Origin of the sequence: Acinetobacter lactucae (assembly GCF_001605885.1) — a bacterium.
Classification (GTDB): domain Bacteria; phylum Pseudomonadota; class Gammaproteobacteria; order Pseudomonadales; family Moraxellaceae; genus Acinetobacter; species Acinetobacter lactucae.
The window spans coordinates 42,993-57,555 of the sequence record NZ_LRPE01000002.1; the positions used below are offsets into that span (position 1 = coordinate 42,993).

Here is a 14,563-nt window from a genome sequence, read left to right on the forward strand (position 1 = left end):
CTTAAAAAAAAGAGGCCAGTTAATGGTCTCTTTTTTTAACTCCCCACGATCCGCTTCTCAAGCATTTCCATAAAAGTTTTTAAAATAATATTGTGGTTTTTGCCTTTGTGAGTAATTAAGCAAATGGGCGTGCTGTAATGCATTTTTTCCTTTGATACAGCTTGCATAAAACCATCTTCTACCCATTTTTTTGCATAGTGGTCGGGTAAAAAACCTAAGAATTTTCCAGTTAAAATTAGAAATGCGATTCCTTCACGGTCACTTGCTGTCGCTTTACAGTCTAAAAGCTGGTGCAACTTTGCCGCTTCAGGTGTGATTGCATAATTGGGAAGTACCGCTTGCCATTTTTTTAATTCATCTAAATCCATCTTGCTACATTTGCCAAATAAGGGATGGTTTTTGCCGCAATATAAAAATGAACTTTCACTATATAAATCAAAATAGTCTAGGCCAGACAGCGGAGTAACAAGAGGAATTGCTCCCGCATGTAAACGGTTGTCTAATACACGGCACTCAATATCTGAAAGTGTACTCATACTAATGTTAATAATTACTTCAGAATGTTCTTCGGCGAGTTGTGCCAGCGTATTGGTAATATAGCCACTTGGCATGGTCACAAGGTTATTAATAATACCTATATTAAACTCGCCTTTTAGACGGTTATGCATTTGATTGACTTTAGAGCGAAAGTCTTCGATAGAAGCGGTGAGCACTTCTATATATTCTAAAATTTCACGTCCTTCATCAGTCAATGCAAACCCTGCGCGGCCACGTTGGCATAGCCGAATGCCTAAACGATTTTCTAAATCGCTCATATGCAAACTAATTGCAGAACGACTAATACCAAGAATACTTTCGGCAGATGTAAAGCTGTGACAGTCACAAACCGTTTTAAATATTTTAAGTAATTTAATATCAAAATCAGTGACTTGATTTAATTTTTTAGGTTTCATTTAGGTTTGTTTTTTTAAATCTAAACTCAAGATAATTTGAATTTATCAAAACTATATCGCTCTGTACACTCAAAAAATAGCCTCAAAACAAGAAGAGTGATTATGTTTGATATCGACAAATTAACTGATGACGACGACGCATCGGAAACCGTTCAATCAAATGCTCAGATGAGCTTAAATTATCAAGCGCATTGGATGCCATTTTCTGCAAATCGTAATTTCCATAAAGATCCGCGCATGATTGTCGGTGCTAAAGGATCATATTTAATTGATAGCGCAGGCCGCGAAGTCTACGACTCATTATCAGGTCTGTGGACTTGTGGTGCTGGGCATACGCTTCCTGAAATCCAGCAAGCCGTGAGTACTCAGTTGTCAAAGCTGGATTACTCACCGGCATTTCAGTTTGGTCATCCGTTGTCGTTTCAATTGGCTGAACGAATTATTCAGCATATGCCTGAAAAATTGCAGCATGTGTTCTTTACCGACTCAGGTTCAGAGTCTGCCGACACCGCAATTAAAATGGCACGTGCCTATTGGCGAATTAAAGGCAAACCAAGCAAAACCAAGCTGATTGGGCGCGCACGTGGCTACCATGGTGTAAACGTTGCGGGGACAAGTCTTGGAGGTATCGGTGGTAACCGAAAAATGTTTGGTCAGCTTATGGATGTAGACCACTTACCACATACTTTACAGCCCGATTTAAGTTTTACCAAAGGCTGTGCAGAAACAGGTGGGGTCGAGCTTGCCAATGAAATGCTTAAGTTAATTGAGCTACATGATGCTTCGAATATTGCTGCGGTCATCATAGAGCCTGTTTCTGGTTCGGCAGGATGCATTGTGCCGCCGACTGGTTATTTAAAACGCTTAAGAGAAATTTGCGATCAATACGATATCTTACTTATTTTTGATGAAGTCATTACTGGTTTTGGGCGAATGGGTAAATGGACGGCTTCAGAGTATTTTGACGTTACGCCAGATATTTTAAATTTTGCCAAACAAATTACCAACGGAGCTATTCCGCTGGGTGGCGTGGTGGCCAGCCATGAAATTTATGATGCCTTTATGCAGCAAGATTTACCTGAACATGCGGTTGAGTTTACCCATGGCTATACCTATTCGGCGCATCCGGTAGCTTGTGCGGCGGCCTTAGCGACGCTCGATGTTTTAGAGAAGAAAAATTTAATTCATCAATCGGCTGATTTGGCTCCAAGCTTTGAAAAACTTCTACATGAGTTAAAAGGTGCTCCAAATATTATCGATATACGCAACTGCGGGCTGATTGGTGCTGTGCAATTGGCACCCCGTGATGGCGATGCGACGATTCGTGGTTTTGAAATTGGCATGCAGCTTTGGAAAGCTGGCTTTTATGTGCGTTTTGGGGGAGATACGCTTCAATTTGGCCCAATGTTTAATAGCACAGAGACTGAATTACAGCGGCTCATGAATGCCGTGGGTGAAGCAATTTATCAAGTGAAATAACGGTGATTTATTTTGAGATTTAACTGGAAAAGATGAGTAGATATAAGGAATAAAGATGAACACTTTAGAGAATTTTGATAGCAACACTAGTGCTAATACAGATACAGATTCAAGCCAGCAAGCCATTAAAGTGGTAGGACATTTTATTGATGGTGGGCTCATCACTAAAACCACCAAGAAACAGCCTGTTTATAATCCTGCTACTGGTGAAAGTACCAAAGAAGTTGCACTTGCAGATGTTGAGTTGGTCAATCAAGTGGTTCAAATTGCAGAACAGGCTTTTCCATCATGGCGTGATACACCAGTGATTAAACGCGCACGTGTCATGTTTAAGTTTAAGCAACTACTCGAAGAAAATGCTGACAAGCTTTGCCAGCTGATTGGCGAGGAACACGGAAAAATTTGCCACGATGCTAAAGGTGAATTACAGCGTGGCATTGAAAATGTTGAATATGCATGCGGAGCGCCTGAGTTCTTAAAAGGTGAATATTCAAAAAATGTGGGTCCAGATATTGATTCATGGAGCGAGTTTCAACCATTAGGTGTGGTTGCTGGGATTACGCCTTTTAACTTTCCAGCAATGGTTCCGTTGTGGATGTTCCCGATGGCAATTGTTTGCGGTAATTGTTTTATTTTAAAACCTTCAGAAAAAGCGCCTTCTGCTGCCTTATTTTTAGCGGAGCTTCTAAAACAAGCTGGATTGCCTGATGGCGTTTTTAGTGTTGTAAATGGTGATAAAGAGGCAGTTGATACTTTGCTGCATCATCCTAAAATTCAAGCGGTTAGCTTTGTTGGGTCAACGCCTATTGCGGAGTACATATACCGCACGGCAACGGCGAGTGGTAAGCGCTGCCAAGCTTTAGGCGGAGCAAAGAACCATGCGATTATTATGCCTGATGCCGATATTGATAATGTCGTGACTTCCTTGTTAGGTGCTGCATTTGGTTCATCTGGTGAACGTTGTATGGCATTATCAGTCGCAGTTGCAATTGGCGATGAAGTTGCCGATGTGGTGATTGAAAAATTAAAACAAGAAATGAAGCAATTAAAGTTTGGTCACTATGCAGATGAACGTAATGACTTCGGACCGCTCATTACGCAAGCACATAAAGACAAAGTACAAGCTTTTATTCAAAGTGCAGAGCAACAAGGTGCTAAAATTGTTGTGGATGGTCGTGATGCAAAACCGGTAGGTTATGAAAACGGTTTTTTTGTTGGGCCGACTTTAATTGACCAAGTTTCACCAGACATGACAAGTTACCAGCAAGAAATATTTGGTCCTGTTTTACAGGTCATTCGTGTACAAACTATGCAAGATGCAATGCAGCTCATTAATGACCATGAATATGGCAATGGAACGTGTATCTATACTCGTGATGGCGAGGCTGCACGTTATTTTACCAGCAATATTCAAGTCGGTATGGTTGGGGTCAATGTGCCATTACCTGTACCAGTTGCATATCATAGCTTTGGTGGTTGGAAGCGTTCATTGTTCGGTGATTTATATGCGTATGGCCCAGATGGTGTGCGTTTTTATACACGCCGTAAAACTATTACCCAACGTTGGCCTTCAACGCAGGTCCGTGAAGCCAAACAATTTGCTATGCCTACATTAAATTAATCAATAAAAGGGAAAACTCTGATTTTCCCTTTTTTGTTTTGTACAAGTTGGAGAAGTACATTTTTAAGACGGTTTTGAAATCAGTTTGTCAATTTGAAGGAATCGAATATGAACAATGAGAAAACAATAAAATTAAGTGAAGGACTTTCTAATCGACATATCACCATGATTAGTATTGGTGGTGTTATTGGTGCAGGTTTATTTGTCGGCTCTTCTGCGGCAATTGCAAAAGCAGGGCCTGCCGCCGTACTCGCTTATATCATTACAAGTATTTTAGTTTTTCTGGTTATGCGCATGCTGGGTGAAATGGCGGTCGCCCAACCTGATACAGGTTCATTTTCTACATATGCCCGTAAAGCCATCGGTCCTTGGGCAGGCTTTACCATTGGATGGTTATATTGGTGGTTTTGGGTGTTGGTGATTCCAATTGAAGCGATTGCGGGAGCTGAAATTTTACACGCATGGTTCCCGCAAATGTCCAGTGCTGTTTATGCGCTTGCCTTTATTATTTTACTTAGCCTAGCCAATTTTTTTAGTACCAAAAGTTTTGGTGAGTTTGAGTTTTGGTTTGCACTCATTAAAGTTATTGCGATTGTAGTGTTTATTATTATTGGAGCAATGGCTGTATTTGGAATTTGGCCTTTAGCAACAAATGTCAGTGGTGTTGGCAACCTATTTTCAAATGGTGGTTTTATGCCACACGGAATGGGCGGTGTTTTATCAGCAATTTTAATCTCGGCATTTTCATTTTTTGGAATAGAAATTCTTTCTATTGCTGCCGCAGAATCTAAAAATCCAGAAGAAAAAATTAAACGTGCTACAAATTTAGTGCTTTACAGAATTATTTTATTCTTTGTAGTTTCGATTTTTCTTGCGGTTGCTTTGGTCGATTGGCGTTCGCCAGACTTACAAAAATTTGGCACCTTTCAGTTTGTATTAATGAGTCTGAATGTTCCCGAGACTAAACTCATTATGGACACGGTTGTTTTTATTGCGGTTGCAAGCTGTATGAATGCCGCAGTTTATACCTCGTCTCGAATGTTATTTGCCTTAGGTACACGTCAGGAAGCACCGAGTGTTGTGACAAAAATTAATAGAGCAGGTGTACCGACTTCTGCTGTGTTTTTGTCTACTTTGATTGGTGTGGTCTGCTGTGCGGTGAACTATATGTTTCCTGGGCAAGTCTTTGGGTTCTTGTTATCCACCACAGGTTCAATCGCATTACTGGTTTACCTAGTGATCGCATTTTCACAACTACGTTTAAGACATAAATTGGAAAAAGAAAGAGCAGCAATATCTTTTAAAATGTGGTTGTTCCCGTGGTTAACGTGGTTTGTAATTTTAGTGATTATGACTGTTTTAGGTTATATGTTCTTGTCACCAGCCTATAGTTATGAAACCACTTTATCTTTAGGCGTAACTTTATTGGTGGTGATTTGCGGGTTGTTTGTCACGCGAAAGCGTAAAGCAACCCGATCGGTTGCCATGAATTTAGATTAATTAAGAAAGTTTTTATAAAGACTTTGTGTAGTGAAATCTCGTTCACCTATGCAAAGTCTTTTTGTTTTTATTAGATTTTTAATGGTGTCTGTTTAAATATTCTATTCAGAAAAAAGCTCAAAACATACTCTTCTTAACCATTGGTTACTGGGTGTTTGATGAACCCGTGCATGCCAATGCTGCTTTACACTATAAGTTGGAAAATGATAAGGCGGTTCTAAAACTTTTAAACCACCTCTGACTAAAAGCACCTGACTTAAATAATGAGGAATAGTCGCAATCGCGTCTGTGTCTTGAACAACCAAGCCAACTCCTAAATAGCTTGGCAAACGAACCAGGATATTTCGGTTTACTCCCAGTTTTTGTAACTCATGCTCCAGCACATAGTGTCCACCGGTTGCAAAAATATCGACATGTAACTCTTGGCGAAATTCTTGGTCTGAAAGCGTTGTGCCTGTAAGCCTCGGGTGTTCTTTACTGGCAATGCAAATATAACGTTGCTGGAAAAGCGTTTGTTGATAAAAACCTGCTTCGAGCTGAGGCAAAAAACCAATGGCTAAATCAATATCACCGTTTGACATCATGACTGGTGTATTGGCATCAATTGGGACAATTTCTAAGCGAATATTAGGGGCATGGGCACGTAAATAATTGATCAGTTTAGGTAATAAAACCAAATGACTAATATCAGTCATGCTGATTTTAAATTGATAATTTGAAGTCTGTGGATCAAATTCAATATTGTAGTTTTGAACCAGTTTTAGTCGGTTCAGAATTTCTACAACCAGCGGATATATTTGTTGAGATAACTCAGTAGGTTGCATCTTATTTTCAATACGGACAAAAAGTGGGTCTTGAAAATGCTCACGTAATTTATTTAACGCAATACTTAAAGTTGGTTGTCCAATTTCAAGCTGTTCGGCAGCTTTAGACACACTGCTATGTTTATAAATTTCAAAGAAAATTTGTAAAAGCCGAGTATCAAGATCAAACACTTTAATTTCCTTGTATTGATTTTATCAATACAGACTATTGTTTTTTGTGCATGGATTCAACAATTTTCGATTGTTACATTGATGATCAAGGAAGAATAGGTCGTAAAAGTACAAAGCATTCTTGTACCAATCGGCCATAAATAGAGGATCTGAAATGGAACAGTTAGCAACGTTAGATGACTTACCGAAACGTTATCTTGGTCAACTTGAAGAATCAAATTTAGTCCCTTTATGGCCAAGTTTACGTAATGTATTACCTCCGCATAAACCGATGCCGCAGACCGTAGCCACCGCTTGGTATTTCCAGAATATTAAACCTTTATTGCTCGAAGCAGGTGAGTTAACACCGATTGAAAAAGCTGAACGCCGTGTATTGGTTTTAGCAAATCCCGGACATGGTCTGGAAAATATGAAAGCCAGTTCAGTCATGTATCTTGGCATGCAGCTTTTGTTGCCAAAAGAATGGGCACCATCACATCGACATACCCCAAATGCAGTACGTCTGATTGTTGAGGGTGAAGGTGCATATACGACGGTTGAAGGTCAAAAATGCATGATGGAGCATGGGGATTTAATCCTTACACCATCAGGGCTTTGGCATGAACATGGACATGATGGCGATGAGCCTGTGATCTGGTTAGATGTGCTGGATTTACCTTTGGTTTATTACATGGAAGCTTCTTATGTACAACCGGGTGAAATCCAAAAAGTGACCAGTGCCGGAAATGCCCATCATTATGGAACTGGCATTGTGCCAACTGCACATTTTACCCGTGAAAATGCCTCGTATCCGATCATGCGTTACTCTTGGAAAGAAACCAAAAAAGTTTTGCATGCACTTGCAGATGATAAAAATCATCAAGCTCCAATTCAGGTGACTTACATCAATCCTGAAACTGGTGATGACTGCCAAAATATTATTGGTTACTCAGCTTTAATGCTCAGACCAAATGAAACTTTACAGCTCCAACCGCGCTCTACTGCCCAAATTTTTCATGTGATTGACGGTCAGCTCCAAGTCAAAATTGATCAGAAAGATTTCAATTTAAATAAAGCTGATACGGCATGTGCGCCATGTTTTTCTCATATTGATTTAATCAATACCTCAGATCAACCATGTTATTTGTTTATTGCAGATGAAGCGCCCTTACAACGGAAACTGGGTTTGTACTCTGTGCGTGAGCGCCAGTAAATAGGATATTTTATAAGGATATAAATCATGTCAAATACTCAACAACCGATATTAATTGCTGGTGGCGGCATTGGCGGGTTTGCAGCTGCACTCGCTTTGGCAAAACAAGGTTTTAAGGTACAAGTTTTTGAACAAGCCCCTGAAATTGGTGAGATCGGCGCAGGAATTCAACTAGGGCCGAATGCATTTCATGCCTTTGATGCATTAGGAATTGGGGAGATTGCTCGCAGTAAAGCGGTCTATACCGACTATATGGTTATGCATGATGCGATTGATGAATATCAGGTCGGCAAAATTCCAACCGATGAAAAATTCCGTGAACGTTTTGGTAACCCATATGCGGTGATTCACCGTGCCGATATTCATGGTTCATTGGTCGAAGGCGCTAAGCAATACGGCAACTTGGAAATTATCACTAATTGTCATATTCAAAAAGTTGACCAGGATGATGCCGGCGTAATGATTACCGATCAAAACGGTACGCAATATCATGGTCAGGCACTTATCGGTGCTGATGGGGTTAAATCTGTTGTGCGTGATACCTATGTAGGTGACCCTGCATTGGTTACAGGTCATGTGGTTTACCGTGCTGTAGTACCTGAAAGCGAGTTTCCTGAAGACTTGAAATGGAATGCAGCCAGTATTTGGGTAGGGCCAAATTGCCACCTTGTACATTATCCACTGCGCGGCGGAAAGGAATATAACGTTGTGGTGACGTTCCATAGTCGTGAGCAAGAACAGTGGGGCGTAACCGATGGTTCTAAAGAAGAAGTGCTGTCTTATTTTCAAGGAATTTGTCCGAAAGCTCGCCAATTGATTGAGTTACCTAAAAGCTGGCGCCGCTGGGCAACCGCAGACCGTGAACCGATTGAAACATGGACTTTTGGCCGTGTGACATTACTTGGCGATGCAGCACATCCAACTACGCAATATATGGCGCAGGGTGCATGTATGGCAATGGAAGACGCCGTAACTTTAGGCGAAGCGTTACGTATTACCGACCATGACATTTTAAAAGCTTTTGATATTTACCAAAAAGCACGAGTGGCACGTACAGCACGTATTGTTTTGTCTTCACGTGAAATGGGCAAAATTTACCATGCCAAAGGTGTACAACGCTTGGTTCGAAACGATTTGTGGCGTGGACGTCCTACTGAGCGTTTTTATGATGCAATGGAGTGGTTGTATGGCTGGAATGTCAATAACTGCCTTGATGCAGTGAAAAACTATCAAGGAAATGTTGCATGAAACTTTATAGCTTTTTCCGTAGCGGTACATCACACCGAACCCGCATTGTGTTGAATCTAAAAGGCTTGGCCTATGAAGCGACTTATATCTCGCTCGCTAAAAACGAGCACCATCAAGCTGCTTTTAAAGCTTTAAATCCGCAAGGGTTTGTACCCGTACTTGAAACTGAGTCGGGAAACTTGTTGCAAAGTCCAGCCATTATCGAATGGCTAGAAGAACAATATCCCGAACCCGCTTTATTACCTACAGATGCGTTGGGTCGTGAAAAAGTCCGCGCCATTGCGGCTTTAATTGGATGCGATGTTCACCCCTTAAACAACAGGCGTGTTCTTGAATATTTACGCCAGACCTTAGGGCTGGATGAAGCACAAATTAATGCATGGTGTGCCAAGTGGATTCAGGATGGATTTGCTGCTTTAGAGCATATTTTGGAACAAGACCAGAATCGCGAAAAGTTCTGCTATGGCAAGCAACCGACCATTGCAGATGCCTATTTAGTTCCACAAGTAGTTTCTGCCGAGCGTTTTAAAGTCGATTTATCGGCTTATCCACACATTAATGAAATTTACCAACATTGCATGACCTTAGAAGCATTTCAAAAAACGGCACCTGAACAGCAGGCCGACGCATTTTGAGTCGTGATTAACTTAATAGAAGGAATTTAACATGTCATTTATTTTTGAACCAATGACCACTGCGGGTCTATTTATTCACGGCTCAGCGCATAAATTTCCAGTACGCCGTGTGTATTGTGTTGGCCGTAACTATGCTGCTCATGCACGTGAAATGGGTTTTGACCCAGATCGTGAACCACCATTTTTCTTTTGTAAGCCAAATGATCTTGAGTCGGTTGTTCCAGTAAATACAGATGCGGTTGATATTTCATATCCATCTGAAACTTCAAATTTTCATTATGAAATCGAGTTGGTTGTTGCGATTGGTAAAGATGCCAAAAATGTTTCGGTTGAAGATGCGGTGAATTATATCTATGGCTATGCCGTTGGTTTAGATATGACACGCCGTGATTTACAGATGGCAATGCGTGAAAAAGGCCGCCCATGGGAAATTGGTAAAGCTTTTGATTTTTCTGCGCCAATTGGCCCAATTCACCCGATTACTCAAACGGGTGAAATCAATAGTGCCGATATTCATTTAACGGTAAATGGTAAAACCGAACAGCACAGCGATGTCAGTCACCTGATTTGGTCTGTGGCTGAAACGATTGCCAATTTATCGACGCTATTTGAACTCAAAGCAGGTGATTTGATTTTTACAGGAACTCCAGAAGGCGTGGGTGCGGTAGTGAAAGGTGATGTTATGCGTGCAGACATTACTGGACTGACTGGAATTACGGTGAATGTGAAATAAATCAAATTGATCTGATTTATTGAAATAGGTGCTCAACCTAAATAAAAAATACAGTTGGGCACTTTTGCTAAGGATTGCATATACGCCAATGTATTGGCGAAAGGAGCTATCATGTCTCAAAATTCTATAGACGTACAAAGTTTCATTGATGAAATACCGCTATCGTCTTTGCAAAAATTAATTATGTGGCTATGTTTTTTGATTGTTGCGATTGATGGTTTTGATACCGCGGCAGTTGGGTTTATTGCACCTGCTTTAAAGGCAGAATGGGGGTTGCAAGCAACCGATTTGGCACCTTTATTTGGTGCTGGCTTGTTTGGACTGATGGCTGGTGCACTCATTTTTGGACCGTTATCCGATAAATTAGGCCGTAAACCGATTTTGATTGGTTCGGTCATTATGTTTGGAATTGCCAGTGTTTTTGCCTCTTTTTCAGCAGATTTACAAACCCTGATTATTTGGCGATTTCTCACTGGTTTGGGCTTAGGCGGGGCTTTACCCAATGCAATTACTTTAACCTCTGAATATGCGCCTACATCTCGCCGTTCTAATTTAGTGACGATGATGTTTTGTGGTTTTACCATTGGATCTGCTCTTGGGGGTATCCTGTCTGCTCAGTTACTTCCTCATATAGGTTGGCATGGTATTTTGCTCATTGGGGGAGTGTTGCCGTTAGCGACCGTACCTTTTTTATATTTCTTATTACCTGAATCTATTCGTTTCTTAGTACTTAAAAAGAAGGGCACCGAGAAAATTGAAAAGATTATTCACCGTATCGCACCGCATTTAAATAGCACGCCGACCTTGGTGCCAACAGTCAATGAAGTCGAAAAATCAAGTTTGAAAGATTTGTTTAGTAAAGGCTTTGCTCTAGGCACTTTTTTGATTTGGTTTACCTTTTTTATGAGCCTTCTCATTATTTATATGATTTCAAGTTGGATGCCTACTTTATTGACCAATGAGGGCTTTAATTTATCCAACGCATCATGGCTGACTTCAATTTTCCAAATAGGGGGAACTATTGGTGCCATTGTCCTAGGCCTACTGATGGATAAGATGGATGCAACCAAAATTTTAAGTACGGCTTATGTTTTTGGTGGTTTTTTCCTGATTTGTTTAGGATTTGGAATTGAACAGGCAAATACGGTTTTATTGATGTTTGCTATGTTTGGGGTAGGTGCAGGAATTAGTGGTTCGCAAGTAGGAGCAAATGCTTTTGCATCTAGTTTTTATCCAACACATTGCCGTGCAACAGGGGTAAGTTGGGCCAATGCAGTAGGGCGCTCAGGGTCGATTGTTGGATCAATTATGGGTGGTTGGTTAATGTCATTAAATCTCTCCAGTTTTGAAATTCTAAGCATTTTAGCGATACCTGCATTTTGTGCAGCGGTTTCGTTGTTACTCATTAAACACCTCAAAAAAGAACACCACCAAGTTTTAACTAACCTAAGCTGAACAGTCTTATAACTCCATAATTAAAAAAGAGACCGTAAATGGTCTCTTTTTTCTCTCATATTTTAAAATCAGACTATCTATTTATTCGTATCTATCGATACTAAAACCGATAAACCTGGACGTAATAATTTAACGTCTTTTTGATTTTCAATGAGCTTGATTCGTAAAGGAAGGCGCTGAACGATTTTAGTAAAATTACCAGTTGCATTGGTCGCTGATATTGGAGAGAAAAATGCGCCAGTAGAAGGAGAAAAGCTGTCTACCACACCTTTTAATTCAACGTTATAAGCATCTACATAGACATTAACAGGTTGTCCGATCTTGATCTTTTTTAACTCAATTTCACGGAAGTTGGCTTCTACATAAACCTGATCTAAAGGAACAACCACCATGAGTGGATTACCAGCACTCACAAAGTTACCTACGTTAGCTGACTTTTGACCAATCATGCCATCAATAGGTGCACGAACCTCTGTATAGCTCAAATTCAGTTTTGCTTTATCAAGCGCTGCTTGGGCTTGTTTAAGGACTGCTTGTTTGGCTTGTACCTGAATCTTGTATTGGTTGAGCTGATACTGTGCATCAATCACTTTTTCTTTACTGCTGTCTAAGTCAGCATATTGTTCAGTCAAAGTAGTCTTAGATTGCTGTGTAATTAATCTAGACTCAGCTCCAAGTGCCTGTAGTTGCTCATAACGCGCCGTATTGTCTTTTGTGAGTTTGATTCCAGCTTCTACTTTTCTCAGCTGTGCTTCAGTTTCTCGAATAACAGTGGGTTGTCTATCCACTGCGAGCATTGCTTCACTCACATCAGCTTGTGCTTTTGCATAATTAGATTCAGCCTCAGCCAAAGCAGCTTGATAATCACGTGCATCAATTCTTGCTAAAAGTTGGCCTTTTTTTACGGTCTGATGATCTTTAATATAAATTTCTTCAATATTGCCAGATACTTTAGGGGCAATGGTTGAATACTCTACATCCACACGCGCATCGTCTGTTTCAATAATCGAAGATGGCAAAAATATAAGTTTTAAAACCCACAAAATAGATGCTAAGACAATAATGAACGCCATAGCCATAACCCAATGCTTTTTGAGAAATTGCACCTTGGTTAACTTGGGTGGTTCGGTATGGGTGGTGTCTTGGGCTTCGAGAGTACTCATAAAGATTTTCCTGAGTTATGACTATTCATTAACTTAATGAGAGCAATACGTGGCGGATAAGTTCGAACTGGCAAAATCAACATCACAATGAACAAAATAGCGGTAAGGCCAGCTAAGATGAGATATTGATCGCTAATAACTAAAACAGATTGTTGCGCTTGAATCGCAGAATTTAGGGCAGATAAACCACCTGAAATACGATCTGCACCATTTGCGTTAAGCACAGGGGGAGTAAGCGGATTAATAACAGGGCCTTGAATATTTTGGAAAACATGTTGGGCAGTATTTTCAATCAGCCGTGTTGAATGGTATTCACCGCGTACTCGGTTTATCCAATCCAAAATACAAACACCCAGTACACCGCTAATGGCACGCGGGGTGTTAATCATCGGTGATGCATAAATTGCCATAGTTGGGTGAACACTGTTTGTTCCCATCATTAAGAGCGAGAGCACGACACAGGTTTGCCCCAAACATGAGATTGCATGCCAAAAATAAAACTGATCTTGATTCCATGTGGTATCAAGTTGGCTTGCACCTAGGCAGCCCGCAATGACTAGAAGTAAACCAAACCCATGCACATATCGGCTATCCATCCAAGCCTGATTTAAAAGCTTCACAACAATAGGAATATAGATAAATTGCAATGCCGCAATTTGTAAGCCAATCCACATGGTCTGGGTCGGTTTATAGCCATGCACAGTACTGAGATAATTCAGTGGTAATGTGCTGGTAGACATACCAATAATGACAAAGCAAAATAAAGCAAAAATTGCATACGCAAAATTTCGAATTTCGAGCATTTGCGGTTTAATTAATGGGGTTGGATAACGCCATTCATGTATAAAAAACCAAGGTAAAGTAACGGCAGTGATTAAAGCCAAGACACAAATTAATTGAGAATGGAACCAGTCTAAATGATTGCCATGCAACAACATTGTACTCAGGCTCGCTAAGCTAATAATCGCTAAAACGGCACCCATCCAATCGTAAGTTTTTATTCTTGAATAATTTAATTGGTCTTGTGGAATCCCAAAATACACCAGAGCAGCACTTAGCGCACAAAAAGGAATGGTTTGGAAAAATATCATTTTCCAGCCAATCACATCTAAATAAAAAGCAGCGAGTGCAGCACTTAAGTTCGGAAAGAATGTTGCGGTTAATGCATAGCAAGCGAGACCCCATAGCCGGATATCAGGTCCTAAAAATCTAAGTGCACAGGCCATGAGCAAAGGAATGGTTAAACCATTGGCGAGACCTTGTAAGCCACGTAATAAATAAAATATTTCGATATTGGGACTAAATGGAATCAAAACGCTAGAAACAAGGCAAAGTCCTATCGCAAAAAGCAGAACTCTTCGCATAGAAAAAATAACGGCCCAACTCGTGGACAGGATCATGCCAATAATCATGGTGCTGGCATAAATACTGTTGACCCAATAACCGGCGTCAACACTAATTCCCATCGCGCCGCGTATGTCGACTAAGGTAATACTGGTAATTCGGTTGTTAAATTCAACAGTCATTGCAGCAAATATTGCGCCTGCCAAACCGATGAGTGGCTTTATATTCATCTTTTACCTTAAATC

The 14,563-nt window shown here is 40.5% G+C and carries 12 protein-coding genes; 8 read left to right on the forward strand and 4 right to left on the reverse strand.

Annotation, left to right across the window (positions count from 1 at the left end; genetic code table 11):
- Positions 1–35: 35 nt before the first annotated feature.
- Positions 36–953 carry a LysR family transcriptional regulator gene (locus AWW73_RS00735; protein ID WP_016138057.1) on the reverse strand — a complete coding sequence of 306 codons (918 nt, stop codon included), beginning with the start codon at positions 951–953 and terminating at the stop codon, positions 36–38.
- 96 nt (positions 954–1,049) lie between these two features.
- On the opposite strand from AWW73_RS00735, the gene aptA reads away from it, so the two are divergent.
- The 3 genes from aptA to AWW73_RS00750 all read left to right on the forward strand — a co-directional run bounded on the left by aptA (position 1,050) and on the right by AWW73_RS00750 (position 5,553).
- The gene (gene aptA, locus AWW73_RS00740) at positions 1,050–2,432 is read left to right on the forward strand and encodes an omega-aminotransferase AptA (protein WP_155860456.1); all 1,383 of its coding nucleotides are present in this window, start codon (positions 1,050–1,052) and stop codon (positions 2,430–2,432) included.
- A 55-nt stretch (positions 2,433–2,487) separates the two neighbouring features.
- The gene (locus AWW73_RS00745; protein WP_062848452.1) at positions 2,488–4,053 is read left to right on the forward strand and encodes a CoA-acylating methylmalonate-semialdehyde dehydrogenase; all 1,566 of its coding nucleotides are present in this window, start codon (positions 2,488–2,490) and stop codon (positions 4,051–4,053) included.
- 108 nt (positions 4,054–4,161) lie between these two features.
- A complete protein-coding gene (locus tag AWW73_RS00750; protein WP_061875140.1) occupies positions 4,162–5,553 on the forward strand; it encodes an amino acid permease in 1,392 nt (463 codons plus the stop codon).
- 101 nt (positions 5,554–5,654) lie between these two features.
- Here AWW73_RS00750 and AWW73_RS00755 read toward each other — a convergent pair whose 3' ends face one another.
- Positions 5,655–6,548, reverse strand: a complete 894-nt coding sequence (locus AWW73_RS00755; RefSeq protein ID WP_061875141.1) for a LysR family transcriptional regulator — start codon at positions 6,546–6,548, stop codon at positions 5,655–5,657.
- A 154-nt stretch (positions 6,549–6,702) separates the two neighbouring features.
- Between AWW73_RS00755 and AWW73_RS00760 the strand changes: the two genes are divergently transcribed.
- The 5 genes from AWW73_RS00760 to AWW73_RS00780 all read left to right on the forward strand — a co-directional run bounded on the left by AWW73_RS00760 (position 6,703) and on the right by AWW73_RS00780 (position 11,811).
- Positions 6,703–7,740 carry a cupin domain-containing protein gene (locus tag AWW73_RS00760; RefSeq protein WP_016145351.1) on the forward strand — a complete coding sequence of 346 codons (1,038 nt, stop codon included), beginning with the start codon at positions 6,703–6,705 and terminating at the stop codon, positions 7,738–7,740.
- 27 nt (positions 7,741–7,767) lie between these two features.
- Complete coding sequence (locus tag AWW73_RS00765) at positions 7,768–8,988, forward strand: 3-hydroxybenzoate 6-monooxygenase (protein WP_062848453.1); 1,221 nt, start codon at positions 7,768–7,770, stop codon at positions 8,986–8,988.
- Positions 8,985–9,623, forward strand: coding sequence for a maleylacetoacetate isomerase (gene maiA, locus AWW73_RS00770; RefSeq protein WP_062848454.1), 639 nt, complete (start codon positions 8,985–8,987; stop codon positions 9,621–9,623). The genes AWW73_RS00765 and maiA overlap by 4 nt, the downstream gene beginning before the upstream one ends.
- A 31-nt stretch (positions 9,624–9,654) precedes the next feature.
- Positions 9,655–10,356: a fumarylacetoacetate hydrolase family protein gene (locus AWW73_RS00775; RefSeq protein WP_062848455.1), complete on the forward strand. Its 702-nt coding sequence runs from the start codon at positions 9,655–9,657 to the stop codon at positions 10,354–10,356.
- 111 nt (positions 10,357–10,467) lie between these two features.
- Positions 10,468–11,811 carry an MFS transporter gene (locus tag AWW73_RS00780; protein WP_062848456.1) on the forward strand — a complete coding sequence of 448 codons (1,344 nt, stop codon included), beginning with the start codon at positions 10,468–10,470 and terminating at the stop codon, positions 11,809–11,811.
- A 77-nt stretch (positions 11,812–11,888) separates the two neighbouring features.
- Here the strand turns inward: AWW73_RS00780 and AWW73_RS00785 are convergent, their stop codons facing one another.
- Both AWW73_RS00785 and AWW73_RS00790 read right to left on the reverse strand, forming a co-directional pair.
- Positions 11,889–12,974, reverse strand: coding sequence for an HlyD family secretion protein (locus tag AWW73_RS00785; protein WP_062848457.1), 1,086 nt, complete (start codon positions 12,972–12,974; stop codon positions 11,889–11,891).
- A complete protein-coding gene (locus AWW73_RS00790) occupies positions 12,971–14,548 on the reverse strand; it encodes an MFS transporter (protein WP_062848458.1) in 1,578 nt (525 codons plus the stop codon). The genes AWW73_RS00785 and AWW73_RS00790 overlap by 4 nt, the downstream gene beginning before the upstream one ends.
- Positions 14,549–14,563: the final 15 nt, after the last annotated feature.